This is a genomic window from Bradyrhizobium canariense, from assembly GCF_019402665.1.
Taxonomy (GTDB): domain Bacteria; phylum Pseudomonadota; class Alphaproteobacteria; order Rhizobiales; family Xanthobacteraceae; genus Bradyrhizobium; species Bradyrhizobium canariense.
Genome location: NZ_VSST01000006.1, coordinates 16,281 through 39,056, shown reverse-complemented (window position 1 = coordinate 39,056; position 22,776 = coordinate 16,281). Strand labels below are relative to the sequence as shown.

The window sequence follows — 22,776 nt, the reverse complement described above, 5'->3', positions numbered from 1 at the left end:
CCAGCCAGCTTTCGAAAGCTCTTGGCTTGCCCGAGCGTCAGGCTACCGGCCATTGGTGCAGCCGGTGTCGCGGCATCTGGTATGGATACTTGCTGGAGGTAGCTTGCCCGGCATGTGGCAACCGTCACGGATAGCCGCAAGCCGCTGTGCGATGCGCCTTCCGGTCTGATCGAGGTTCGCTGGCGTGCAACGCGCGGAGCTCAACAGGACATTGGCTACGCGGCACCCAAACGCAGCATCTTCGAGAACATCCGGTGCGTTGAAGCGCGCCAGGCGCGCGGCGAATTCTGAAGAGACCCGAGGTGCGCGCAGCGCGCCCTCCACGTTGGCCTCCTGTTCTTCCTGAGAGAGTCATTCCCTCGTGAGCACCCGCTCGTTGACGCGCATAATCGCGTTACATCGGTCAGTGAATTTGAAAACTAACTTTGCATAGCCAACTTTCTTTGCAGCCAATGCGCTTGAAGAAACACCTCGGGGGCTTATACCACTTCACACTAAGCATCTGTCTTTACGAGGTCTTTTCAGGGTCGCCCAATCCGGCACAGGTCTTGCTGTACTATTGTTCAAGCGCCGTATTGGTTGGCGATAGAACATGGCGGAGGAAATTGATGGCTAATCTACTTTGGCTCCAGGGCGGCGCATGTTCAGGAAATACGATGTCGTTCCTCAACGCGGAGGAGCCGAGCGCCTGCGACCTGGTCACTGATTTTGGCATCAATGTTCTCTGGCATCCTTCGCTCGGCATGGAGCTCGGCGAAAACCTCAGAAAAATGCTGCATGCGCTCGTATCTGGTGCAATGCCGCTTGATATTTTCGTCTTCGAAGGCTCAGTCGTCAACGCGCCGAACGGCACGGGCGAATGGAATCGGTTCGCGGGCCGCCCGATGAAGGATTGGGTCTCCGATCTTGCGAAGGTCGCCGGATATACGGTCGCAATCGGCGATTGCGCGACCTGGGGCGGGATCCCGGCAACAGCCCCGAACCCGTCAGAAAGCGAGGGACTGCAGTTCCTGAAGCGAAAGCACGGCGGATTTCTCGGGCCGACCTATAAATCCAAGGCCGGGCTGCCCGTCATCAATGTGCCCGGCTGCCCCGCGCATCCTGACTGGATAACGCAAATCGTTGTTGCGGTCGCTACGGGACGCGGCGGCGACCTGACGCTTGACGAATTCCAGCGTCCGAAAACGTTCTTTACCAGCTTCACCCAGACGGGCTGCACCCGTAACATGCACTTCGCCTACAAGGTATCCGCGACCGAATACGGGCAGCGCAAGGGGTGCCTGTTCTATGATCTTGGGTGTCGCGGTCCGATGACACACTCGCCTTGTAACCGCATCCTCTGGAATCGCCAGTCGTCAAAGACGCGCGCGGGTATGCCCTGCATGGGGTGCACGGAGCCGGAATTCCCGTTCTTCGATCTGATGCCGGGGACGGTTTTCAAGACGCAAACGATGATGGGTGTTCCAAAGGACATGCCGCTCGGCGTCGACAAGGCCGGCTACATCAAGCTCACGGCAGCAGCCAAGGCGGCGTCTCCCGCCTGGGCCGAGGAAGACATCTTCGTCGTTTGAGCTGCGAGCTCGCCCAACACCGCGCAGACATTTCACCTTGAAAATTCAGGATGCATTCCTATGCCCTCAGCCGTTCAAACACTTGATATTTCTCCCGTCGGGCGCGTCGAAGGCGACCTTGATGTTCGCGTCAACATTCAAGATGGGGTCGTCGTCGACGCCTGGACCCAAGCGGAGTTGTTCCGCGGCTTCGAAGTGATCCTGCGTGACAAGGACCCCCAGGCGGGTCTTGTCGTTACGCCCAGGGCCTGCGGCATTTGCGGTGCTTCACATCTGACATGCGCGGCGTGGGCGCTTGATACGGCGTGGCAAACGGAAGTGCCGCGCAATGCGATCCTGGCGCGGAATCTCGGCCAGCTTGTCGAGAGCCTTCAGAGCTTGCCGCGTCATCACTACGGTCTTTTCATGATCGATTACACGCACAAGAACTACTCGAAATCGAAATACTACGAGGAAGCCGTCAAGCGCTGGGCGCCGTTTACCGGAAGCAATTACGAAATCGGCGTCACGATCTCTGGCAAGCCGGTAGAAATTTACGCACTCTTGGGCGGCCAGTGGCCGCACTCGAGCTACATGGTGCCGGGCGGCGTGATGTGCGCACCGACCCTGACCGACGTCACCAGAGCGTGGTCGATCCTGGAGTATTTCCGCCGTGACTGGATGGAGAAAATCTGGCTCGGTTGTTCATTGGAGCGCTACGAAGAGATCAAATCTTATGACGACTTCATGGCCTGGCTCGACGAGAAGCCCGAGCACGCAAATTCCGATCTAGGAATGTTCTGGCGGATGAGCGTTGACTGTGGGATGGACAAGTTCGGGAAGGGCCACGAAAAGTTCGTCTCGTGGGGCTACTTGCCGCATGAAGATAAATATCAGAAGCCGACGATCGATGGGCGTAACGCGGCTTTGATCATGAAGAGCGGTGTTTATGACGGCAACGCCAACAGCTTCAAGCTGATGGATCAGAAGCACACGCGCGAAGATACGATGCGGTCCTGGTACGATGAGCCGGGTGGGGTGCATCCGTTCGATCGCAAGACGGTGCCTACGCAAAAGAACACCATCAATATGGACGGCCAATATTCCTGGTCGACGGCTGTGCGCCACGACGAATCAGGACGCCTGGAAGCTGGTCCGCTGTCTCGTCAGCTCATCGCCGGCGGCACGCATGGGGAAGCCTGGCAGCACTTCGATCCACTGGTACTCGACATGTACAGGAAGTTGGGTGGGGCAAACGTCATGTTGCGGCACTTCGCCCGCATGCATGAAGGGGTTAAGCTTTATCGCCAGGCCGAACGCGCGTTGCGTGAATTCCGGCTCAATGATCCCTGGTATATCAAGCCCACGGAACGGGATGGACGGGGCTGGGGAGCTACAGAGGCCATTCGTGGCGCACTCTGCCACTGGATCGAGGTCAAGGACGGCAAGATCAAGAATTACCAGATCATTGCGCCGACGACTTGGAATGTTGGTCCAAGGTCCGCTGACGGCGTTCGGGGCCCGATGGAGCAGGCCTTGATCGGTTCTCCGATCAGGGACCCGCACGACCCGGTCGAGGTCGGTCACGTTTGCCGCTCCTACGATTCGTGTCTGGTTTGCACCGTCCACGCACATGACGCAAAGACAGGCGAGGAATTGGCGCGCTTCCGAACGGCCTGACGTTCGCTCATCGGGCACGCTGTGGGTATCGTAGCGCTGGTGCTTAAATTGCCAGTAGTAACGTCATATGCTGAATTTTTAGAGCGAAAGGCGGTCGCGCATGGCGTCTGACAAAGAGGTTGTGCTCAAGGCGATCGCCGACATGCTCGAGAATGGGCTCAAAACGGAAGTCGAGCCCTTTCCCGAAACCGACAAGGAGTTTGGCGACATTTTGCTCCAGCTTCGCCGGCTCGATCCAAAGGATCTCAAAGGCAAGCTTGTCGTCGGAGGCTTTGTAAACCATCCGTACGGCCCGGATAACCAGCGATGCCTGGAGTGCATGTACTATCTGGTGCATCGAAGATGGTGCGACCTGCCGGAGCTTGCGGTCCCCGTCGAGCCAGAGTGGTGGTGCCGATTGTGGCGAATCTGATGTGTCGACTGACAGCCGCGAGAGCGAACCTCAGGAGAACACGCCGTGCGCGACGTACAGATCCGAGACGAGATTCGTGTTCTTCTGGCTGGTGGCCTCAAAACGGAGGTACTTCCGCGGGCAGATTCTCATGAAGAAGTTCAGACGATCGTTTCTCGATTGAAAGCCGCGGGTAATGAGCTGAAAACGAAGCTCGTCCTCGGAGGGTTTACCCTCGAGCCGGTTGAACACGAGGGTCTCGAGCAACTGTGTGAAACGTGCATGTATTACAAGGTTCACCGCCGTTATTGCGAGCTGCCCGAGCTTGATCTGCCGGTTGAGCCGCAATGGTCCTGTCGCCTCTGGCGCATTTAGCTCTCGATGTTGCGGGCCCAGGTCACCGATACCGGATGCGCCGCGTCGTTATCAGCGCATCATGTCACGATGAGGTATTGCCGCCTGGTGCGGGATCGCAGATGGTGACGCATTGCGTAGCGGACTCCCCATGATCGTGGTCATAGGATGTGGAAATCCAAATCGCCTCGATGACGGTGCGGGTCTTGAAGTCCTGCGCCTGCTGGAGGCGCGCGGTGTTGGAGCGGGCCTACCAAACGTCCGTCTGCTGGCTGCAGGAACTGACGGCATGGCGACCATGTTTGCGGCGCGTGGGTGCCGGACGCTGATTGTTGTGGATGCGTGTCGCTCGGGCTCTCCGCCAGGGGCGGTTTTCGAAGTGCCAGGAAGCGAGCTGGAGCAGCGGTACGAGCCATCGCTTAACCTGCACGATTTCCGGTGGGATCACGCACTTTTCGCAGGCCGGAAGATCTTTCGCGACGACTTTCCCTCGGACGTCGTCGTGCTTTTGATTGAAGCGCAGACAGTCGAATTGGGGATCGGCCTATCTGATGCCGCATCAGCCGCTGTCGCGAAAGTGACCGACCGCATTGCCACGCTGATCGATGCGCGTCTTGGCCCAGAGGGATCGTCGTGAACGCTGTCTTTTTTGTCAGAATAGCGCGCGGGGCACTTTATCTGAGCCGCGAAACATACGACCGCTATTTTGCAGGGTTGGAGGCGGTCATCCTGTTACGCCGCGCCGATGACCTCTGGATCATGCCAGTCCGTCACGCCGCCGCCGGGGGTTATCTCCTCAAGCTTCGCAACAGCCGAGGAGACCGAGTGGTGCATGCACCAGATTTCCTGCGCGAGCACGCGGTCGATGAATACGTTGGGTCGCAGCTGCCGGTCGCGTGGTCGCCGGAAGCTGGTGCGCTCATCGCCGCTGGCGCTTTCCTGCAAACTAAGTTTACATAACGCATAATAGATAGACAGTTCGGATTTCGAGCTGTTAGAGTGGCTCTCGTACCAAGCGTGCAGCCCATAATGCGCCGGTCGGAGGAAGCAGTGATTACAGGACTTCTCGGCGATGAAGTGCGTGCGGCGCTTGCGGCTGCTGATGACGCCGAGGCAAGCCCCTCCGAGCGGGCCGAGATGCTGATGGAGATTGCGATGGGTCTGCAGCGGCAGCCCAAATCGCCAGATCAGCTTCATGCTGCGGTTGCCCTCTATGACAAGGCGCTGGCGATTTGTCCTGAGGACATGCGGCTTCTGTCGGCTCGAATTCTGGCGCGTAAAGGCACTGCGCTACAGGCCATACCGGAGGAAGGTACAGCGGCGCTTGAGCAGGCGCGCTCGGCCTTTGAGCAGGCAATCCGGACTATGACCGAGCTCGGCAGGCCTGAGGAGCTTGCCGAAGCAGAGATGAACTTCGGTCTGGTATTGCAGAACCTTGCGGGCGCAAACAGGGCTCGCATCACAGATGCCATTTCCGCCTATCAACGCGCGCTGCGGACCTTCACGCGATCTGAGTTTCCGCAGGAGTTCGTGATCCTGCAGAACAACCTTGCCACGGCGTTTCTCTCGATCCCCATGACGGACGAACGCGGAAAAATGCGTGAAGCGCTTGCGGTGCAGGCTTTCGAAGAAGGTCTCAAAGTCATCACGCTGATCGACAATCCGACCGAATATGCGATGCTGCAGAACAATCTCGGCAACGCTCTGCAATATGTGTCTTCGAGCCACACGATCGCGAACAACATACGCGCACTTGAAGCCTACGACGAAGCGCTGAAAGTGCGGACGCGCGAGACGACCCCGCTCGAATACGCGAACACTATTTGCAACAAAGCCAACTGTCTGTGGAATTTGCCCGACGATCCCTCCGATCCAGACGGTGGTAATCGATCCAACCTTCTACAAGCGCGCGACTACTACGGCGAAGCGCGGGAGATCTTCATGGCGCATGGCGACTTGGAGAAGGGAAAGGTTGTTGCCGAAGCGATCGACCAGATTCAGCGCGAGTTGCTGGCGTCGAATTCGGCCGATGGCCAGGTCGTGCGTTCTCATCCCAGCAATCGTCAATCGAGCGAAACCGGAGCTTCCGATCTATGACCCTACCGTCTTCTCCAGAAATGTTGGTTGTTTCGTTTATCCTGGGCGTCGTTGCCTCGATTGGCGGTGGCGTCATCGGAGGCGTAGTCGTCGGCGGCAAGGTGTTGGGGAATGAACTGGCAGCGCTACTGGGGGGCTTCTATGGGCCCCTGGCCGGCGTTGCCGGCGTCTTTCTTGGGCTCGCCATCCTTACGATTGTCGGCTGAGGAGGACGATATCATGTGGGCAATGGCTCAGAATTCAATCGTTCTGTTCTTCCGCGGCAAGTTGTTTGCCGAACCGCGCAAAGCATTCCTCATGATTTTTGTAGGCGTGCTAGTGACTGCATCGTTGCTGGTCATGATCGCAAAGCTGGGTGCCCCGTTGTGGATGGCGGCACCGGTCGCGGCGTTCGTCGGCGGTGGGTTGCAGCCCTATCTGTTTCGGAACCTCCGCTATCGGTGATGCTGCGGGAGTCCGCATGTGAGAACGATATGAACGCCCACGATATGATCTCGACGACGCGCGACGATCTTGCCGGCTTGGTCGGCGACATCGAGCGACTGGAGGCCATATTTGCGACATGGGACGATACCCAGCGGGCGGCTGTCGGCGCCTACAAACTGGCCATCGAGGCGTTGGATGGAGAAGCGTTGCGCCGGTTGATCCGGGCGCTCAAGACTGATCCTGCTGCGCTTGCGGCAATGAAAAATGCGGTCGCCGACGAGGTCGTCTACGCGGTTTTGCGCCGGCATCAGATCGTCAAACCCAGCCTCAACGAACGAGTCGAAGCGGCGCTTGAGGGCGTCCGGCCCATGTTGGGTTCGCATGGCGGCAACGTGGAGCTCGTCCAAGTGAACCCACCCAAGGTGGAAGTGCGTTTCATTGGGGCGTGCGACGGCTGCCCCGCGTCCGCATTGACGTTCCACGCCGGCGTGAAAAAGGCCGTTCAGGAAGCATGTCCAGAGATTATAGAGATTGTACAGGTGAAGGGACTGGGCAGCTCCACCGACAACGGCGTTCGCTTTGTCAGTCCGTTCGCGCTTGACGCACAAGGGAACTGGCTCTCGGCTGGTCTTTTGGCCGACATTCCGGAAGGTGGGGTTCGCGCGATCACCGTTGGGGGAGAGAAGCTATTGTTGTCGCGCGCGGGTGCGAGTGTCACTTGCTTCCAGGATGCCTGCGCCCATCTCGGATTTCCGATCCACGACGGCGAGGTGGAGAGCGGCATCATCACCTGTCCGCATCATGGTTTTCAGTATGACCTTTCAAGCGGTGAATGCCTCACCGCGCCGGAGGTGGCGCTCCAATCCCATGCTGTTCGCGTTATAGGCGCTCGGGTCGAGGTCAGGATTTCGGTGTAGCCATGCAGGTTTCCTTTGCCCCTCGCCGATTGGATAGGGCTCTTGCGCGGGCCGGAGACAATCACGTCGCGCGGCCGCTCTTGGCTCATGACGGCGCGCGCACTGTCCTTGGGGGCGAGGCGCTGCCGAATGGTCTGGCGCAATCAATCGTGCCGGGACCGACCACGCTGTTCGGCCCGCGTGGGGCATGCCTTGCCAGCGCTCACGGACCACTGTTTGTCTGTGACACAGGCCATCATCGGCTCATGATCTGGCGATCTTTGCCAATGGCCGATCAGACACCAGCGGATCTGATAATTGGTCAACCGGACTTTTCGCGAGAAGGACGCAACGCCAAGAGCGATGTGGGGCCGACGACGCTCAACATGCCGACTGGAATCGCAGCGTCCAATGGCGTCCTTGCTGTAGCCGATGCATGGAATCATCGCATTCTGATCTGGCATAGCTACCCCGAAACATCCAACCAGCCCCCAGATGTGGTGCTTGGCCAGCCAGATTGCTCCAGCGGGCTCGCCAATCGCGGCGCGGACGCGCCCCGAGCGGACACATTGAACTGGTGTTACGGAGTGGCGATCGTGGACGGAAAATTGATCGTCTGCGACACGGGCAATCGCCGGGTACTGATTTGGGATCGTATTCCAACCTCGAACGGCACGCCGGCCGATCTGGTCTTGGGGCAGCTCGACTTTGTGACCCGCGATGACAATGCAGGGCAGGCCGGCGGCGCGGTCGGCATGCGCTGGCCCCACGGCATTGCTGCCTGCAACGGAATGCTATTCGTCTCCGACGCTGGCAATAATCGAGTCATGGCGTGGCGAACGTTTCCGCGTTCCATCGGACAAGCCTGCGATTTCGTGCTCGGCCAGTGCGACTTCACGCACCTCGATCACAACCGCGCCTCCTATCATCCGACATCTGGCGCGATGAACATGCCGTACGGACTGACCGTGCAAGGCGGAATGCTGATCGTGACCGATACCGCCAATTCGCGATTGCTTGGATTCGAACTGGACGGGCTATCAATGGATTCTCCTGCCATAGCGCTGGCTGGGCAGCCCATGTTCTCGGCCAAAGGAGACAATCGGTGGCGTTCTGCCACGCGCGACAGCCTTTGCTGGCCCTACGCTGCTTCAGCGTGCGATGATCTGCTGGTCGTGGCAGACGCCGGCAATAACCGCGTACTCCTTTGGGAGGCGGTTTCGTGACCGATTGTAGCAGCATCGCGCAACCAGACGCTAATGTCGGAGCGGAGATTCGCGTGCGCGGCCGCGTGCAAGGGGTTGGCTTTCGGCCGGCGATCTGGCGTTTCGCGCGTGAGCTTGGTTTGTCAGGCGACGTTCGAAATGACGCGGACGGCGTGCTGATCCGCCTTTACGGCAGCGAGCGCACCATAGCTGCGCTCATCGCCCGCATCCACACTGACTCGCCACCACTGGCCCGTATCGATGCAGTCGAGACAGGGCCGGGTCGTGGCGGTCTGCCAGGGCAGTTCGTCATTGCGGGGAGCCTTACCGGCGGCGCAAATACCCAAGTTGCGCCTGACGCTGCAATTTGCGCCGAATGTGCCGAGGAGATCACCAGCCCGTTCGGCCGCCGCTATCGCTATCCCTTCACAAACTGCACCAATTGCGGACCACGGCTTAGCATCGTCAACGCTATCCCCTATGACCGCGCCACTACCACAATGGCGCCATTTGTGATGTGCGCAGCTTGCCGGGCCGAGTACGAAGATCCTGCCGATCGCCGCTTCCATGCCGAAGCAATCGCCTGTCATGCCTGCGGGCCGAAGGCGAAGTTGGTTCGTTTCGACGGTCACGCGTTTACCTTCGACCAGTTCTCGATGATGGATGATGTTGATGCCGCGTGTGGCCTGATAAAGCATGGCGAGATCGTCGCGATCAAGGGTCTCGGAGGCTATCAATTGGCCTGCGACGCCACCAAGACCGACGTCGTAGCAAGGCTACGCCGAACGAAGCATCGTGATGCCAAGCCGTTCGCACTGATGGCGCGCGATCTCGAGGTGATTCGTCGCTATTGCAGCGTGAGCGCCGAGGAAGAAGCACTGTTGACGGCTCCCACGGCGCCGATCGTCCTGCTCGAGGCCAATGGCCCGGAAAGATTACCGGACACAATTGCGCCGGGCCTTGCCACGCTGGGCTTCATGCTGCCGACGACCCCGATGCATCTTCTCATGTTGCGAAGGATGGCGCGGCCGGTGGTGATGACCAGCGGAAACCTCTCGGACGAGCCGCAGGTCGTACTAGACGCGGAAGCGGGCGAACGGCTTGGCGGGATCGCCTCTTATGCGCTGATCCACGATCGTGAAATCGCCAACCGAATTGACGATTCTGTCGTGCGCGTTGTCGGCGGCCGCGTGAGGCTACTGCGCCGAGCCCGCGGCTACGCACCGGAGTGGATAGTCCTGCCCAGGGGATTCGAGGCAGCGCCAGATGTGCTGGCGATGGGCGGCGAGTTGAAGTCGACCTTCTGCCTCCTCAATAATGGTGCCGCTATCCTGTCGCAGCATCAGGGCGATCTCGAGGATGCGAGATGTTTCGATGACTACCGGAAGAATCTCGTGCTTTATGCTCGCTTGTTCGATCACGCACCGGCCGCTCTGGCCGTCGACTTGCATCCCGAATATCTGTCCTCGAAGTTCGCCCATGAGCGTGCCGTCGCCGATCGGCTGCCGCTTGTTGAAGTTCAGCACCACCACGCCCATGTCGCCTCCTGCCTGGCCGAGAACAATTATCCGCTGGATGCCCCCGCGGTGCTCGGTATCGTGCTCGACGGCTTGGGTTGGGGCGGCGACGGTACGTTGTGGGGCGGTGAATTCTTGCTCGCCGACTACCGGCGCTACCAACGGCTTGGCACGTTCAAGCCGGTCGCGATGGTTGGTGGGGCTACTGCAGCCCGCGAGCCTTGGCGAAACCTGTACGCGCACCTGATGGCCGAGATGAAGTGGCCGGAATTCTCCATGAATTTCGACCAGCTCGCACTTCATGGTTATTTGTCAGGCAAGCCGCGCGGCACCCTCGATGCCATGATCAAGAAGGGCATCAACGCGCTGCCGGCGTCGTCATGTGGTCGGCTGTTCGATGCCTTTGCCGCGGCGCTGGATGTTTGCCGCGAGCGACAGGCCTACGAGGGCGAGGCCGCGGCGCGATTGGAAGCCATGGTCGACCCGGATACGATGCTGAATGAGGGGGATGAGCTCGGCTACCCCCTGACAATTCCGAACCTGCCCGGGTCAGGACTGCCTTACATCGAGCCGCGGGCAATGTGGGCCGCGGTGCTCGGTGATCTCATCTTGAACACGCCGGCGCCAGTCATGGCCGCACGCTTCCATAAGGGCTTGGCGATATCGATAGTCGCCATGACGAGAAAGCTCGCCGGCGGCGAGGACGATGCGACGCAACCGCGTTTCTCGACAGTCGCCTTGTCGGGCGGCTGCTTCCAGAACAGGGTTCTATTCCAGGAAGTCAGCCGCCGCCTTGGACAGGCGAAGTTTTCGGTGCTCTCGCATGCCCAGGTTCCCGCCAATGACGGTGGGCTTGCATTGGGGCAAGCGGCCATCGCTGCCGCGCATCTGATCGATAAACAAAGGCCGTCAACAGAAGGAAGCAGGTCATGTGTCTCGGCATTCCCGGACGCATCGTGAAGATCGACGATGTGACCAAGCGCCTCGCAACGGTCGACGTTGGTGGCGTCAAGCGACAAATCAACATCGCCTGCATCGTGAACGACGACCATCCGGTCGAGTCGTGCGTCGGCGACTGGGTGCTGGTTCACGTCGGTTTTGCGATGAGCCGGATCAACGAGGAAGAGGCGGCCCAGACCTTGAAAATACTGATCGAACTCGGCGAAGCCCAGGCCGAGATCGAGGCAATGAAGCTGTCGGCGGCCCAGTAAGGAGGGTCTCACCATGTCCAACGAGAGCGATCTCACGGCACTTTATCCATTTTTGCATGGACAACCGCAGTCACCGGAGCGGTTAGACGCGGCACTCCTGCATTCCGTCAATGAGAAGGCTCGCGACTCCCGCGAGACCAACTCCCGCTTCTTCGACGAGCAGGGGCCGGTTCTGGTCGCCGCCGCCAAGGCTCTGGCCCACGTCTACCGGCGGGGCGGCCGGCTGTTCTCGATGGGCAATGGCGGGTCGAGTTGCGATGCTTCCCATGTGGCGGTCGAATTTGTTCATCCCATCACTGCAGGCCGGCCGGCGCTCGCCGCAACTAATCTCGTTGCGGACCTCGCAATGATCTCCGCCGTTGGCAACGATCTCGGCTTCGAGCACGTCTTTGTCCGTCAGCTGTTGGCGCAGGGAAAAGCCGGTGACGCGCTGGTTGGCATCTCCACCAGCGGCAATTCTACCAATCTGATGGCTGCGTTCGCCAAGGCCACGGAAATCGGCATTCTCACGATCGGCCTTGCCGGCGGCGAAGGCGGCAAGATGAAATCATCAGGCCTGGTCGATTTCTGCCTAGTAGTGCCAACGACATCCATCCACCGGGTCCAGGAATGTCACGTGGCGGCCTATCACATCTTGTGGGATCTGGTGCACACGCTGCTCGCGGACGATCGCGGATCAGCCACCACGAAGGGGGCCGCAGCATGAAATATGTCGATGAATTTCGCGATTCTGAAAAGGCTGGCTTCCTCGTCCGGGAAATCGAAGCGCTGGTCTCAACCATGACGCTGCCGCCCGGCAGGCCGATTTATATCATGGAGGTCTGTGGCGGTCACACGCATTCAATCTTCCGCTACGGCCTCGAGGGCATGTTGCCCAAGGAGATCGAACTGATCCATGGACCGGGCTGCCCGGTTTGCGTGTTGCCGATGGGACGCGTGGATGATTGCGTGTCGATTGCAGAGAACCCTGGCGTCATCTTTGCGACTTTCGGCGACGCCATGCGGGTTCCGGGTTCGAAGAAGAGCCTGCTACAAGCGAAAGCCGATGGCGCCGACGTTCGGATGGTCTATTCGCCGATGGATGCGCTGGCGCTCGCCCGCAAGAACAGGGATCGCGAGGTCGTTTTCTTCGGGCTCGGGTTCGAGACCACGATGCCATCGACGGCGTTGACCGTCCTGCAGGCGGAAGCCGAGGAAATTACCAACTTCTCGGTCTTCTGCAATCACATCACCATCGTTCCCACAATCAAGGCGATCCTGGACAGCCCGGGCCTCCAGCTCGATGGCTTCCTTGGACCCGGTCACGTCTCGATGGTGATCGGCACAGCTCCCTACGAATTCATCGCCAAATTCTACCGAAAGCCGATGGTGGTGGCCGGGTTTGAGCCGCTCGATATCCTTCAGTCCATCTGGATGGTGTTGAAGCAGATCAAGGATGGCCGCAGCGAAGTCGAAAATCAGTATGCCCGCATCGTTCCGGATGGCGGAAATGCAGCCGCGCTGCAAGCGGTCTCACGCGTCTATGAACTGCGTGAGTTCTTCGAATGGCGCGGGCTTGGCTCGATCGACCACTCCGGTGTCAAGCTACGCGAAAAGTATGCTGGCTACGACGCTGAGCGAAAGTTCGCCATCCCCAACTTAAAGATCGCCGATCCGAAGTCGTGCCAGTGCGGCGAGGTGCTCAAGGGCGTTATCAAACCGTGGCAGTGCAAGGTATTCGGATCGGCGTGTACGCCGGAGATGCCGCTCGGGTCGCTGATGGTTTCGTCCGAGGGCGCCTGTGCAGCCTATTACCAATATGGCGGCCACAAGAGCTACAAGGAGGCAGTATGAACGTCGCACCGTTCATTCATGCTCGCAAGCTCGGCAAAGTCAGTGTCGATAAGGTCACGCTTGCCCACGGTGGTGGAGGCAAGGCGATGAAGGATCTGATCGATGACGTGTTCGTCGCGGCTTTCGATAATCGTTCGCTCGCGCCCCTGGAAGACCAGGCCCGGTTCAGCCTTGCCGAACTTGCTGGCCATGGAGACCAGCTCGCCTTCACGACGGACTCCTTTGTGGTCGATCCGTTATTCTTCCCCGGCGGCGACATTGGCGAACTTGCGGTTTGCGGCACGATCAACGACCTCGCGGTTGGCGGAGCGAAGCCGCTCTACTTATCGTGTGCAGTAATCATCGAGGAGGGAACGAGCATCGAGCTCCTGCGCAAAATCGCGCGCTCGATGGCAATGACCGCCCATGCAGCCGGCGTTAGCATCTGCACCGGCGACACCAAGGTGGTGCAACGTGGCGCCTGCGACAAACTGTTCATCACGACGACGGGGATCGGCGTGATCCGCAGAGGCCTTGCGCTCGAAGTCGGCAGCGCCAGGCCAGGTGATGTCGTGATGGTCAATGGTCTGCTCGGTGACCACGGCGCAGCGATCTTGTGCGCGCGCGGGGACATGGCACTTGATACGACGATCGAAAGCGATTGCGCCTGCCTTCATGATCTGATCGGGGCACTTTTAGAGGCAGCGCCCGAAGTTAGATTCATGCGCGATGCGACACGCGGTGGATTGGCGACCGTACTCAACGAGATCGCCGAAGCCTCTCAGGTTGCGATTGAAATCGACGAGCGCGCCACTCCTATTCGCGAGGAGGTGAAGGCCTTTTGCGAAATACTTGGCCTTGATCCGCTTTATCTCGCAAATGAGGGGAAGATTGTGGTGATCGCGCCTCCCGAACAGGCCGACGCCGCACTCTCAGCCATGCGGGCTCATCCACTGGGCGCGGGGGCCGCAGTCGTCGGCAGGGTCAATCGGGGAGAGCCAGGGCGTGTCACCATGCGCACCGTGTTTGGCGGACGACGAATCGTCGACATGCTGGTGGGCGAGCAATTGCCGCGGATTTGCTGAGGCTGCTCATGCACGAACTAGGCATTACTCGCAACGTTATCGCGATCGTTGGCGACGCCGCCAAGGGCCGTCGGGTTCGCCGCGTCAATCTTGATGTTGGCGAATTGTCCGGCGTGATGCCGGACGCGATCGCCTTCTGCTTCGAGACGGTTGCCCGGGGGACGATGCTGGAAGGCGCAACGCTGGAGATCAGAAAGATTGAGGGACGCGCCCGCTGCGATTCTTGTGGGCTGGAGCTCGTCACCCGGACCCTGTTCACCGCGTGCAGCTGCGGTTCCCGCCGGCTGACGCGATTGCAGGGCGAAGAATTGAACATCAAGAGCATGGAACTGGAAGAGGAGGTCGCTTGATGTGTGGTCATTGCGGATGCGGAGACAAGCGAGGCGCCACAGTCCTAAATCTTCAGACCGGGAAGGAAATCGATATGAGCGGCCATTCCCACCACGACGATCATAGCCATGATCACGCGCATCACCTCAAACATGATCATTTGCTGGGCGATGGTGTCATGCATAGTCACGATCACCACCACCCCCATGACGGTCCCCACGACCATCATCATGGCCACGACCATGTCCACGCCGATGGCACACGGCACAGCCATAGTCATGCAGCCCACGATGATCACAGCGTGGAGCATCGACACGATCACGCTGCCGGCAGCTTGATCGAGCTCGAGACACGGATCCTCGCCAGGAACGATGCGCTGGCAGCCAAAAACCGGGCATGGTTTGCGGGTCGCGAAATTCTCGCGCTCAATCTGGTCAGTTCGCCGGGTTCGGGCAAAACGACGCTGCTGGAGCACACCATTCGCGACCTGTCTGCCGAGCTAAAGATCTACGTGGTCGAGGGCGACCAGGCGACCGCCAATGACGGCGAGCGGATTCGGGCCGCAGGAGCGCCGGCCGTCCAAGTCAACACCGGCACGGGGTGCCATCTCGAGGCCGACATGGTTGCCCGCGGGTTGCGCGAGCTGCAACCCGGGGCGGGATCAGTGGTGATGATCGAGAATGTCGGCAATCTGGTATGTCCTTCGATGTTCGACCTCGGAGAGCGCGCGAAGGTTGTGATCCTCTCGGTGACCGAGGGCGAAGACAAGCCGCTGAAATATCCCCACATGTTCCGTGCTGCAGAGATCATGGTTTTGAACAAGATCGATCTGCTGCCGCATGTCGATTTTGACGTCTCGCAGGCGGTGACTAATGCGCGGACTGTTAACCCGGACATCACTGTGTTTCAGCTTTCAGCGCGAACTGGCGAGGGACTTGCCGATTGGTACGGCTGGTTGCGCCGTGAATTGAGCAAAGCGGGCGAGGCGGTGTTCGCCTAGAGCATTGATGGCGCCGATTAGCGCCTCGCTTCAGTGTTCTGCTCTGACGCTTCTCTGTCGCAGATGGACATACGCGATCTGCGCGAACCTTGATTGTTGTGCGAACGGCCGGCTGTTCCCCGATGTGCAACGGGGTATGTCTGCCACAGACCGCGGGGGCGCAGATGTTCGGGATTTTGGGGCTGGGATTCCTGCTCGGCATGCAACATGCGCTGGAAGCGGATCATATCGCTGCAGTCTCCAGCATCGCAGCCCGGCGTACCAATATCGGCGATATCGTCAGGCATGGGCTGACCTGGGGGCTCGGACATACGCTCGCGCTTTTCGTCTTCGCTGGCGTCGCCATCCTGCTAGGTCATGCGATCCCCGAAAGCCTTGCACAACCACTTGAAACTGCGGTTGGCGTGATGTTGATCGGCCTCGGGATCAATGTTCTCTGGAAGCTACGGCGTGATCGCGTTCACTTTCATCGCCACGGGCATTTCGACGGAACAAAGCACACACATGTTCATAGCCATCGGAATGAAAGATCGATAGATCAGCGAAGCGCGCACACCCATGCGCACGGGTTTCGCTGGCGTTCGTTGATGGTGGGGCTTGTCCATGGGATTGCCGGTTCGGCCGCGTTGCTGGTGCTCGCGGTATCGCAAATCAGCAATCCCGTTTACGGAATGCTGTACGTCGGGCTGTTCGGCGTCGGATCGATGTTTGGAATGGCCTGCCTTTCGATCATCATCGCCGTGCCGCTGGCGATCTCGGCCCGCTGGCTGACTTGGACCAATCGTGCAATCCAGGGTGTCGTCGGCGCTGTCACGATCGGACTGGGGGCTCTGACTGTCTATACCACGGCAATCGCCTACAGTTTCGCGACAAATTAGATGACATGCGCTTTGGCCGGGTATGATTGGAGCCGTTCGTGCTTGCGAGCTCTGCCGGTCTCTATGCATTGCTGTTCCAGAGGTGCGTCAGAGCGGCCCCGTGAGAGTTGACCGGACGAAGCAATTCCTGCGAGGATCGCTCTGCTGGGGAGCTTTCGCCGCCCTAACTGGGCCCGCGGTGCCGTCGGCTGCGCAAGAGCTTGCGGCGGCTCAGCCAATGCAGCTTCCTTCGGTCACGGTGACGTCGCCGGATGTCACGCCGCGTAGGCGGGCCGCCAGGCCAAAAGCGGCGCAAGATAGGCCGTCGCGAAGTAGCAATGTGGTGCACTCTGATCAGCCGGAAATAGCGACTGCAGGCACCGGCGGGGTCATGCCGGGTGCGTCGCGCAACGCAGTAGGGCCCATTCAGCCTACCGCCGCGAGCGCCTTGCTTGTGAGCAGCGAGCAGGTGAATGCCATTCCGTTCGCGCGGCCAGGCGAGGCGCTGGAGGTCGTTCCTGGACTGATCGTCACGCAGCATTCCGGCGAAGGCAAAGCCAACCAATATTTTCTGCGGGGCTTCAATCTGGATCACGGTACGGACCTCGCGATCAGTCTCGACGGCATGCCTGTCAACATGCCAACGCACGGACACGGGCAGGGCTACGCCGACATCAATTTCCTGATCCCCGAGCTGATCCAGTCGGTTGGTATCCGCAAAGGTCCATACTTCGCCGACGTCGGCGATTTCGCTTCCGCCGGCGCGGTCAGCATCGACTACATGAACAAGCTGCCGAAAAGCATCGCCGAGATGACCATTGGCAGTTTTGGGTATCGCCGTGCGCTGGTGGCGGGTTCCACCACGGTGAGCGACGCTACACTGCTCGCCGCGGTCGAGAGTAGCAAATACGACGGTCCCTGGGACGTGCCGGACAATGTGCGGAAAATCAACAGCGTCTTGCGTTATAGTCAGGGTACCGTAACCGACGGATTCACGTTCACTGGAATGGCCTACTCCAACGGCTGGAATTCGACTGATCAGATCGCGCAGCGTGCCGTTGAGCTGGGTGTCATCGGCCGCTTCGGCTCGCTCGATCCGACCGACGGCGGCACCTCCAGCCGCTTCAGTCTCTCCGGCAGTTGGGCTGGTTCAAGCGAGTACGGTCAAAGCAATATCAGCGCCTATGTCGTCCGTTCTGAGCTACAGCTCTTCAACAATTTCACCTATGTCCTCGATGATCCGCTGAACGGCGACCAATTCAGTCAGCTCGATCGTCGCACACTCGGCGGCTTTGATGCGCGGCATGCGTTCGACTGGCGCTTTGGTGGGTTTGAAACACATACCCGTTTTGGCGTGGAGGGCCGCCACGATCATATCCAGATCGGCCTATTCGCGACCGAGCAGCGCGCGTGGCTTTCGACCGTACGCGCGGACCGTGTGGAGGAAGGAAATGTCGGCCTCTGGATGGATAGCACCACACGCTTGGCCGAGTGGTTGCGGACCACTGTTGGAATTCGCGAGGACATCTTTGCCGGACGCGTTCTCAGCGATACGCCGCAGAACTCTGGTAACGCCCAGGCGTCGATGATGAGTCCGAAAGCTGGCATCGTGTTTGGACCCTGGTTCAAGACCGAATTCTACGGCAATGCCGGCTACGGCCTGCACAGCAATGATATCCGCGGCGCGACCATCAGCGTTGATCCCCGCGATAAGGTAACCCCGCTCGATCGTGTTCCGCTCCTGGTGCGCTCGCGTGGCGCCGAGCTAGGCATCCGCACCAGGGCGATCGATGGCCTTACCAGCTCGGTCGCAGTCTTCGTGCTCGACTTCGAGTCTGAGCTCCTGTTCGTTGGCGATGCCGGAACGACCGAACCCAGCCGGCCGAGCCGACGTGCCGGAGTGGAGTGGACCAATAGTTACAAGCCCGCGTCCTGGCTGACCTTCGACCTTGATCTTGCCTATACCCGGGCGCGCTTCAGCGATCTCGATCTCGCGGGCGACCGCATTCCCGGTGCCCCGGCCTGGATCGCCAGCGGCAGCATCATCGTCGGTCGTGAAATTGGCTGGTTCGGCGCGCTGAAGGCGCGCTATTTCGGTCCCCGTCCATTGATTGAGGACGATAGCGTGCGTTCGGCTTCCTCGCTGATCTTCAATGCGCGCGGAGGCTACCGATTTGACAATGGTGCGCGATTGCAGCTGGACGTGCTCAACCTGTTCGACGCCCAGACGAACCAGATCGAATATTACTATCTATCGCGGCTACCGGGTGAGCCGATCGGCGGCATCGCCGACCGTCATGTGCATCCGGCCGAACCGCGAGCCTGGCGCGTAACGCTGGCGTCGGCGTTCTAACCGACATCAAAGCTTCAATTCGTTAGCTGAAGTACTGCTTCGGAGCTCCTGTCTGAGAGCCGTGCTACATTCAATCGAGCGAACGTCAGCATCGCTGATTGCGAAGCTTGGATCTGACCTGTGCATGTCAGCGGCCCGCGCGAACTGGCGACCGTTCTTAGGCACGCATCGCCTATGATACGACGACCTTATACAAGCCTCGGCTTGAGGGTGCTGTCGCGCTCCCTAATCTGGAACCCAACGTCTATCCTGTTTGATGGAGAAGGCTCTCCATTGATTCGTTGCAATAGAACGTTCGCAATCTTTCGCCCCATGCCGACGCGATCGACCTGCACGGTGGTTAGAGTGGGGATAACGGATGATGCGATCGGCAGATCGTCGAATCCTGCAATCGCCAATTGCTTGGGTACTGCGATGCCGCGCCGCTGACATTCGAGAAGACCTCCGACCGCCATCACGTCGGTCGCAAAAAACAGTGCATCGATCGTATCGGAGGATTCCAGCGTCCAGGCGACGGCATCCGCTCCGCCTGAAAAGCTGTTCTCACATTCGATCACCAGCGCAGGCTGAGTATTCTCTCCGTCGTTGCACGCAGCACGATAACCTGTCAATCGATCTCCGATGCGATCATTTAGATCACGCTTGACGGTCACGTGCGCGATACGTTGATGGCCGCGCGATGCAAGCATCAGGGTCAGCTCCCTGGCGGCTGCAAAGTTCGAATAACCAACGACTGTGTCGATCGGATCGTCGGTCAGATTGCTCCCTTCGATGACCGGTATGCTGCTCGCGCTCAGCAACTTACGGGTTTTCTGGGAATGCCATGTGCCGGTCACGTAGAAAGCGTCGGGACGCCGCGCGAGGAACGTCGCGACGATCTTTTCCTCCATCTCCTGCGAGTAGCCCGATGAGCCAATCATGACGGTCACTCCGTGCTCATGGAGAACTTCCGTCATTCCCTGAATGACCTCGGAGTGTTGGGAATATCCAATCACCGGAATGATCGCCGCGATGACGCCAGTGCGGTTGGCGGCGAGGCCGCGGGCCACGAGATTGGGCACGTACCCGAGTTTGCTGATCGTCGCCAAAACCCGGTCACGCGTTTCCGGGGCGACGTTTTGGGAGCCGTTGAGGACCCGGGATACAGTTCCGGCCCCGACCTTGGCGTGGCGGGCAACATCGGCGATGCGAATGGCGCCTTTGACGATCTCCTGGCTCAAATTTGACACCTTCGCTCAATCCCAGCGGAAACCGGCTTCCACCGAATCCGCATGGTAGGCCATGGAAGCGCTTCCAAAAAGGCTTGACTCCGGGAAACAAGCCAAATAGTCATTATGGAAGCGCTTCCATAGTCGAGAATAGCGCAGGAAAGGCGCCAGCTGGCGGCTTAAGGGAAGAAATGAAATCATGACGGTCACTGCCACGCGTAGGAATCTTGAGGGGCAAACCGCCATTGTCACTGGCGGTGCCCGCGGCCTTGGTCTGGCCATTGCGCAGCGGCTATCGGCCGAAGGCTGCCGGATCATCCTTTGGGACTTGGATATCCCAGCCTTCGATGGATCGACAGCCGGCTTCACGCCGGTGCTCCAGCAAACGGTCAATGTCGCGGATCTGGCCGCGGTTCAGCTTGCTTTTCAGGATGCGCTGGCTGCTGCAGGCTCAGTTGAGATTTTGGTCAACAATGCAGGGATCAACGGCCCGATTGCTGCCGCCTGGGAGTACCCGATTGAGAGTTGGGATCGCGTCCTCGCAATCGATCTGACGGGCGTGTTCTATTGTTGCCGTACCGTGATTCCTCACATGCGTGAACAGGCTTACGGCCGCATCGTCAACGTCGCTTCGATTGCGGGCAAGGAAGGTAATCCCGGCGGCAGCGCCTACGCAGCTGCGAAAGGCGGCGTGATTGCCTATACGAAATCGATTTCGAAGGAGCTCGCGAAATCTGGCGTGCTGGTGAATTGCGTCGCGCCGACTATGGCGGAGACCGAGTTGCTTCGCGAGATGACGCCCGAATTTATCTCCACGATCAAGGCAAAGATTCCGATGGGGCGCTTCATAACGGCTCCCGAAGTGGCCGCGATGGTCGCGTTTGCCGTAGGCCCTGATTGCAGCTTCACCACCGGCTTTACATTCGATCTGACCGGCGGTCGCGCGACCTATTAGCCATGACTGTGGATTGCTGAGCCGCAGCTTCAGTCGGCGCGGAGCAGGCAGATCGAACTTCGCGACCCTGCAATGTGATGTTTCTCGTGAGGCCGAACACATGATGCTTTCCACCTCCACGATAGCACAGCGATCGGGTGCGAGCCGAGCCCGAAACGTCTTCGCCCCGACACCGTCGCGCGTCCTCGTGCAGAGAGGTTGGCTGACGCTGTTCTGCGTGGTTCTGGCCGTTTTTGCGCTGATGCCGCTCGTCGCCCTCGTGCTCCGTGGCTTCTTAGAGACGCAGGATGGACGCACAGTTCTCTCCTTCGAAGCGCTGCACGCCGTTCTGAAAGAGTCAGGCTACTGGATGGCGACGTGGAACACCGTCGTGATCTCTCTTGGTGCAATGATGCTCGCAACGGCGATTGGTGTCGTTCTGGCGTGGTGTCTGGTGCGAACCAATGTTCCGTTTGCGCGCACGCTCGAGCAACTGGCGACGTTGCCGATCTTCATTCCACCGTTCATTGGTGCCTTTGCCTGGGTCTTGATCGGCGCGCCGCGGGTGGGGCTGTTCAATCTGCCCGCGCGCGGTCTCGGGCTCGGTGACCCAATGGATATATACACCTACACGGGCATCATCTGGACCACAGGCATCTACATCGCGCCCTATGTCATGATGATCGTGGCGGCGGCGCTAAGAAACATGGACCCGAGCCTGGAAGAGGCAGCACAGGTGTGCGGGCTCAGTCGCCTACGCACTATGCTGAGCGTCACGCTCCCTGTGGTTGCCCCCTCGATCCTTTCCGGAGCCGTTCTCGCCTTCGTCATCAGCATCGGGTTGTTTGGCACGCCGGTGCTCCTCGGCATGACGAAAGAGATCTATCTAATCACGTCGCGGATTTACCTGGAATTACAGCATTTTCCACCGAGCTTCGGGATCGTTGCGGTGCTCGCGATTTACCTGATGTTCATGTCGACGCTCGCGAACATATTGCAAAGCATTGCACTGCGTGGGCGTTCCTTCATCACCGTAACTGGCAAGGGGTTTCGGCCAAAAATCATTGAGCTGACGGGCGGTCGCTATGTCGTGGCTGCGGTCATTTGGTTCTATCTCACGCTCACTGTCATCGGACCGATCGTTATCATCACCGCGGCAGCATTTTCGACTTTTACGTGGTCAGGCCGGTTCACATCGGCCAACGTTGCGTATTTATGGCAGTCAGAAGATGTACGGGCGACAGTCGTCAACAGCCTGTTAGTCACGGTCATCGCTGCAACGGCGGCAACGATGCTGGGGCTCGCCGTTGCCTGGATCACGACGCGGACCCGCATGTGGGGGCGTCGGCTCGTTGAACACGTGGTGCTACTACCGATGTCCGTTCCAAGCCTTGCGTTCGCGCTTGGAGTCAGCTTCTTTTGGCTTTGGATGCCGTTGAGCATCTACGGGACGATGTGGATCATCATTGTAGGGCTTATCGGTCGCTACGTGAGCTATTCCGTTCGCACGATTACCAGCAGTCTCATTCAAATCCATCCCGAACTTGAGGAGAGCGCCCGCATCTCCGGATTCGGTTGGGGCAATACGATGTTCCGCGTGACATTGCCTCTGGTGATGCCGGCCATCATTTCGAGTTGGGTCATGGTCTACAGCATTTTCATCTCTGAGCTGTCGATGGTGCTTCCTCTTTATACGGCGGAAACGCGGACGTTATCCATCCTCAGCTTCGATACCTGGGCCGTCGGTGAATTCTCCATGGTTGCGGCACTTTCATTGCTGCAGCTCGTCATGGGCGTGGGCGTCATGTGGACCGTGACACTCATAACAAAGCAGCGGCAGGTCGCGGCGGTTTGACCGTGACGCTCCACG

At 59.4% G+C, this 22,776-nt stretch carries 23 protein-coding genes; 22 read left to right on the top strand and 1 reads right to left on the bottom strand.

Features of this window, described 5'->3' with window-relative positions:
• The first annotated feature begins 458 nt into the window (after positions 1-458).
• The 20 genes from FXB41_RS02580 (at position 459) to FXB41_RS02485 (ending at position 18,764) form a co-directional block, all read left to right on the top strand.
• Entirely contained in the window at positions 459-1,571 is a 1,113-nt protein-coding gene (locus FXB41_RS02580; RefSeq protein WP_246648535.1) for an NADH-quinone oxidoreductase subunit B family protein, read from the top strand.
• Between the two features lie 60 nt (positions 1,572-1,631).
• Entirely contained in the window at positions 1,632-3,230 is a 1,599-nt protein-coding gene (locus FXB41_RS02575) for a nickel-dependent hydrogenase large subunit (protein WP_007594382.1), read from the top strand.
• A gap of 100 nt (positions 3,231-3,330) precedes the next feature.
• Positions 3,331-3,642, top strand: a complete 312-nt coding sequence (locus tag FXB41_RS02570; protein ID WP_085359223.1) for a hypothetical protein — start codon at positions 3,331-3,333, stop codon at positions 3,640-3,642.
• Between the two features lie 45 nt (positions 3,643-3,687).
• Positions 3,688-3,996 carry a hypothetical protein gene (locus FXB41_RS02565; protein WP_219679253.1) on the top strand — a complete coding sequence of 103 codons (309 nt, stop codon included), beginning with the start codon at positions 3,688-3,690 and terminating at the stop codon, positions 3,994-3,996.
• A gap of 130 nt (positions 3,997-4,126) precedes the next feature.
• Positions 4,127-4,612, top strand: a complete 486-nt coding sequence (locus FXB41_RS02560; RefSeq protein ID WP_085359219.1) for a hydrogenase maturation protease — start codon at positions 4,127-4,129, stop codon at positions 4,610-4,612.
• Complete coding sequence (locus FXB41_RS02555) at positions 4,609-4,935, top strand: hypothetical protein (protein ID WP_219679251.1); 327 nt, start codon at positions 4,609-4,611, stop codon at positions 4,933-4,935. Before FXB41_RS02560 ends, FXB41_RS02555 begins: the two co-directional genes overlap by 4 nt.
• Positions 4,936-5,025: 90 nt before the next feature.
• Positions 5,026-6,072 carry a tetratricopeptide repeat protein gene (locus FXB41_RS02550; RefSeq protein WP_246648533.1) on the top strand — a complete coding sequence of 349 codons (1,047 nt, stop codon included), beginning with the start codon at positions 5,026-5,028 and terminating at the stop codon, positions 6,070-6,072.
• Positions 6,069-6,278, top strand: coding sequence for a hypothetical protein (locus tag FXB41_RS02545; RefSeq protein ID WP_219679247.1), 210 nt, complete (start codon positions 6,069-6,071; stop codon positions 6,276-6,278). Before FXB41_RS02550 ends, FXB41_RS02545 begins: the two co-directional genes overlap by 4 nt.
• A gap of 13 nt (positions 6,279-6,291) precedes the next feature.
• Positions 6,292-6,516 carry a hypothetical protein gene (locus FXB41_RS02540; protein ID WP_085359213.1) on the top strand — a complete coding sequence of 75 codons (225 nt, stop codon included), beginning with the start codon at positions 6,292-6,294 and terminating at the stop codon, positions 6,514-6,516.
• A gap of 29 nt (positions 6,517-6,545) precedes the next feature.
• Positions 6,546-7,415, top strand: a complete 870-nt coding sequence (locus FXB41_RS02535) for a NifU family protein (protein ID WP_219679246.1) — start codon at positions 6,546-6,548, stop codon at positions 7,413-7,415.
• A 266-nt stretch (positions 7,416-7,681) separates the two neighbouring features.
• Positions 7,682-8,620, top strand: a complete 939-nt coding sequence (locus FXB41_RS02530) for an NHL repeat-containing protein (RefSeq protein WP_246648532.1) — start codon at positions 7,682-7,684, stop codon at positions 8,618-8,620.
• On the top strand, positions 8,617-11,076 hold the full coding sequence (gene hypF, locus FXB41_RS02525) for a carbamoyltransferase HypF (RefSeq protein WP_219679241.1): 2,460 nt from the start codon (positions 8,617-8,619) through the stop codon (positions 11,074-11,076). The genes FXB41_RS02530 and hypF overlap by 4 nt, the downstream gene beginning before the upstream one ends.
• Positions 11,046-11,327, top strand: coding sequence for a HypC/HybG/HupF family hydrogenase formation chaperone (locus FXB41_RS02520; RefSeq protein ID WP_007594357.1), 282 nt, complete (start codon positions 11,046-11,048; stop codon positions 11,325-11,327). The genes hypF and FXB41_RS02520 overlap by 31 nt, the downstream gene beginning before the upstream one ends.
• 13 nt (positions 11,328-11,340) lie before the next feature.
• Complete coding sequence (locus FXB41_RS02515; protein ID WP_219679239.1) at positions 11,341-12,033, top strand: D-sedoheptulose-7-phosphate isomerase; 693 nt, start codon at positions 11,341-11,343, stop codon at positions 12,031-12,033.
• On the top strand, positions 12,030-13,160 hold the full coding sequence (gene hypD, locus FXB41_RS02510; protein WP_219679237.1) for a hydrogenase formation protein HypD: 1,131 nt from the start codon (positions 12,030-12,032) through the stop codon (positions 13,158-13,160). The genes FXB41_RS02515 and hypD overlap by 4 nt, the downstream gene beginning before the upstream one ends.
• Positions 13,157-14,224, top strand: coding sequence for a hydrogenase expression/formation protein HypE (gene hypE, locus FXB41_RS02505; RefSeq protein WP_219679234.1), 1,068 nt, complete (start codon positions 13,157-13,159; stop codon positions 14,222-14,224). The genes hypD and hypE overlap by 4 nt, the downstream gene beginning before the upstream one ends.
• 8 nt (positions 14,225-14,232) lie before the next feature.
• Positions 14,233-14,574 (top strand): hydrogenase maturation nickel metallochaperone HypA/HybF, encoded by a 342-nt coding sequence (locus FXB41_RS02500; RefSeq protein WP_219679232.1) that lies wholly within the window; start codon positions 14,233-14,235, stop codon positions 14,572-14,574.
• Entirely contained in the window at positions 14,574-15,554 is a 981-nt protein-coding gene (gene hypB / locus FXB41_RS02495) for a hydrogenase nickel incorporation protein HypB (RefSeq protein WP_219679229.1), read from the top strand. Before FXB41_RS02500 ends, hypB begins: the two co-directional genes overlap by 1 nt.
• 164 nt (positions 15,555-15,718) lie before the next feature.
• Positions 15,719-16,432, top strand: a complete 714-nt coding sequence (locus FXB41_RS02490; RefSeq protein ID WP_219679227.1) for a HoxN/HupN/NixA family nickel/cobalt transporter — start codon at positions 15,719-15,721, stop codon at positions 16,430-16,432.
• Between the two features lie 217 nt (positions 16,433-16,649).
• Positions 16,650-18,764: a TonB-dependent receptor gene (locus FXB41_RS02485; protein ID WP_283843403.1), complete on the top strand. Its 2,115-nt coding sequence runs from the start codon at positions 16,650-16,652 to the stop codon at positions 18,762-18,764.
• A 188-nt stretch (positions 18,765-18,952) separates the two neighbouring features.
• On the opposite strand, the gene FXB41_RS02480 is transcribed toward FXB41_RS02485, so the two are convergent.
• Entirely contained in the window at positions 18,953-19,993 is a 1,041-nt protein-coding gene (locus FXB41_RS02480; protein ID WP_219679225.1) for a LacI family DNA-binding transcriptional regulator, read from the bottom strand.
• Positions 19,994-20,171: 178 nt separating this feature from the next.
• Between FXB41_RS02480 and FXB41_RS02475 the strand changes: the two genes are divergently transcribed.
• On the top strand, positions 20,172-20,927 hold the full coding sequence (locus FXB41_RS02475; RefSeq protein WP_219679223.1) for an SDR family NAD(P)-dependent oxidoreductase: 756 nt from the start codon (positions 20,172-20,174) through the stop codon (positions 20,925-20,927).
• 100 nt (positions 20,928-21,027) lie between these two features.
• The gene (locus FXB41_RS02470; RefSeq protein ID WP_219679221.1) at positions 21,028-22,761 is read left to right on the top strand and encodes an ABC transporter permease; all 1,734 of its coding nucleotides are present in this window, start codon (positions 21,028-21,030) and stop codon (positions 22,759-22,761) included.
• Positions 22,762-22,776 lie beyond the last annotated feature (15 nt).